We start from the raw sequence: 2,581 nt of genomic DNA, 5'->3' as shown, positions 1-2,581 counted from the left end.
TGGTGCTGGGCGACGACCCGCGCGAGCTGGCCCGCCGCCAGGCCCGCAGCGAGGCGGTCCCCGGCCGTCGCGCGCAGGCGCTCCAGGGGGTGCAGCTGGCACTGGACTTCACCGAGCCACCTCCAGCGCAGGCGTCCTCCGAGCCCGCCTCGTCCGGGGCGGGCGACGGATGGCTCCCGCCGGCCGACGTGGTGGCCACCGGCCTGCCCGAGATGGACGAGTCCGAGCGGTTGGCCGCGGAGCTGGAGATCCTGGGCATGGACGTCAGCCAGCACGTCGTGGAGCCCTACCGGGAGCTGCTCGACGAACTGGGCACCACCCGCTCGGGCGAGCTGCTGGGGCGACGCCAGGCCTCGGAGCACCTGGTGGCGGGAGTGAAGGTGGCCACCCAGACGCCCCCGGTGCGCAGCGGACGACGGGTGGTCTTCCTCACCCTGGACGATGCCTCGGGTCCGGTGGATGCCACCTTCTTCGAGGACGCGCAGGGCCACTACGCCCCGACGGTCTTCACCAGCTGGCTGCTGGTGGTGCGCGGCGAGCTGCGACGCACCGGGCCGCGGGGGGTCTCCTTGCGGGCCACCGGGGCCTGGGACCTGATGGAACTGCACCGGATCTGGCGCGAGGCCCTCGACCGGGGCGCGGGGCGGGTCGAGGCGCTGGCCCTGGTGCGCCAGCTGGTCGACCACCGTCCCGAGCCGCTGCCCGATCCCGGTCCGCGCCGGATGCTGGTGCATCCCAGTGGTTTCGTCCAGTCGCCCTATGCCGACATCAGGCCGGCCGGGATCTCGGGCGCCCAGGCCCCGCGCAAGCTGTGGCACTCCTCGCCGGGAAGTGGTGGGCGATGACGCGCGAGGCCGGCGGGCGGCCGGACATCTCCCGCGTCATCCTGCACGTGGACATGGACGCCTTCTACGCCAGCGTCGAGATGGCGCGGCGCCCCGAGCTGGTGCGCCGGCCGATGTACGTGGGCGGCGAGCACCGCGGTGTGGTGCTGAGCGCCAACTACGAGGCCAGGCGCTACGGCATCGAGGGCGGGATGCCTTCCTCGCGGGCCCGGCGGCTGTGCCCACAGGCGGTGGCGGTGGCACCCGACTTCGACACCTACCAGCTGGTCTCGAAGGGGGTCTTCGCGATCCTGCGCACCATCACCGAGCAGGTGGAGCCGGCCAGCATCGACGAGGCCTTCCTCGACGTCACCGGTGCGATCCGTCGGCTGGGCTCCCCGGTGGCCATCGGGGAGCTGCTGCGCGCCCAGGTGGCCGACGAGCAGCGGGTGCCGTGCTCGGTGGGGATCGGCCCCACCAAGTTCGTCGCCAAGCTGGCCAGCAGGCAGGCCAAGCCCGACGGGCTGGTGTGCGTCCCGCCGGGACAGGTGGTCGACTTCCTGCACCCCTTGCCTGTGGAGGCCATGTGGGGGGTGGGGCCGTCGACGGCCGGCAAGCTGCACCAGCTGGGACTGCGCACCGTCGCCGACCTGGCCCACACCCCGCGCGGCACCCTGCAGCGCGCCTTCGGGGTGCAGTTGGGGGGGAGCCTCCACGAGCTGTCCTGGGGGCGGGATGCGCGTCGGGTGGTGCCGGAGCAGACCGAGCGGTCGATGGGGGCCCAGGAGACCTTCGCCCGTGACACCGACGATCCGCGCCTGGTGCGACTGGAGGTGCTGCGGCTGAGTGCCCGGGTGGCCTCCCGGATGCGCCGTGCCGGCCTGCTGGGTCGCCAGGTGCAGGTGGAGGTGAGGTTCAGTGACTTCACCACGATCAGCCGCTCGGTCACCCTGCAAGGGCCCAGCGATGTCACCGACGAGATCTTCGACGGGGCCTGGCGGGCCTTCTGCCGGCTGAACCTGCAGCGGGCCCGGATCCGACGGGTGGGGGTGCGGGTGGAGCAACTGGTGGAACAGGACCGGGCCTTCCAGCAGCTGCCGCTGGATGCCCCCGACCGGGGGATGAGGGAGGTGGAGCTGGTGGCCGACGAGGTGGTGAGCCGCTTCGGCCCGGCGGCGGTGCAGCGGGCCAGCCTGACCCGTCGCTGAGCCTGTCCGGGGGTCCTTGGCGAGCGGGGGAGACGAGCCTACACTGGGCCTCACCACGTGCCGCGTCGTCGCTGCACGACTGACCCCAGGAGGCTTGTGATGGCTCTGTCCGAGCACGAGCAGCAGCTGCTCGACCAGCTGGAGGCCTCCCTTGCGGCGGATGATCCGACGCTCGCACAGCGGTTGAGGGGCGGGCTGTCGGCGGTCCCCGCCCGCGGCGGCCGTGCAGCCCTGCGTCCGGGCCCCGGCGGCGAGGTCCACGCCCGTCGTGTTGGAGGATGCGTCGCCGGTCTGCTGGTGGGCCTGGCCGGGCTCTTCGGCGGAATGCAGGTGCACCCCGTGGTGGGCCTGCTGGGCTTCGCCGTGATGCTGGTCAGCCTGGTGGTGCTGTCCGACGACGTGCGTGCCGCGAGCCTCGAGCGCGATGAACTGCACGGGCCGGGGCCCAGCCATCCCGCCCATGAGGGGCTGGAGCGCGCTGCCGAGCGGTGGCGCCAGGAGGAGGGCCGCTGAGCCCCGCATCCCAGCCGACCAGACGCACCCCAAGTC

At 73.2% G+C, this 2,581-nt stretch carries 3 protein-coding genes; all 3 read left to right on the top strand.

What is annotated here, in order from left to right; translation table 11 throughout:
- Positions 1-845, top strand: an 845-nt coding sequence (locus ACHFFZ_RS11055) for an OB-fold nucleic acid binding domain-containing protein (RefSeq protein WP_394276671.1), incomplete at its 5' end; no start/stop codon positions are given.
- Entirely contained in the window at positions 842-2,032 is a 1,191-nt protein-coding gene (gene dinB, locus ACHFFZ_RS11050) for a DNA polymerase IV (protein WP_394276670.1), read from the top strand. The genes ACHFFZ_RS11055 and dinB, both read left to right, overlap by 4 nt.
- 99 nt (positions 2,033-2,131) lie before the next feature.
- Positions 2,132-2,545, top strand: a complete 414-nt coding sequence (locus ACHFFZ_RS11045) for a DUF3040 domain-containing protein (RefSeq protein ID WP_394276669.1) — start codon at positions 2,132-2,134, stop codon at positions 2,543-2,545.
- The last annotated feature ends 36 nt before the right edge of the window (positions 2,546-2,581 follow it).

This window comes from Luteococcus sp. (assembly GCF_043424415.1).
Lineage (GTDB): Bacteria > Actinomycetota > Actinomycetes > Propionibacteriales > Propionibacteriaceae > Luteococcus.
Note: the sequence above shows the minus strand (reverse complement) of the source record. Positions and strands in the feature narration are given on the sequence as shown.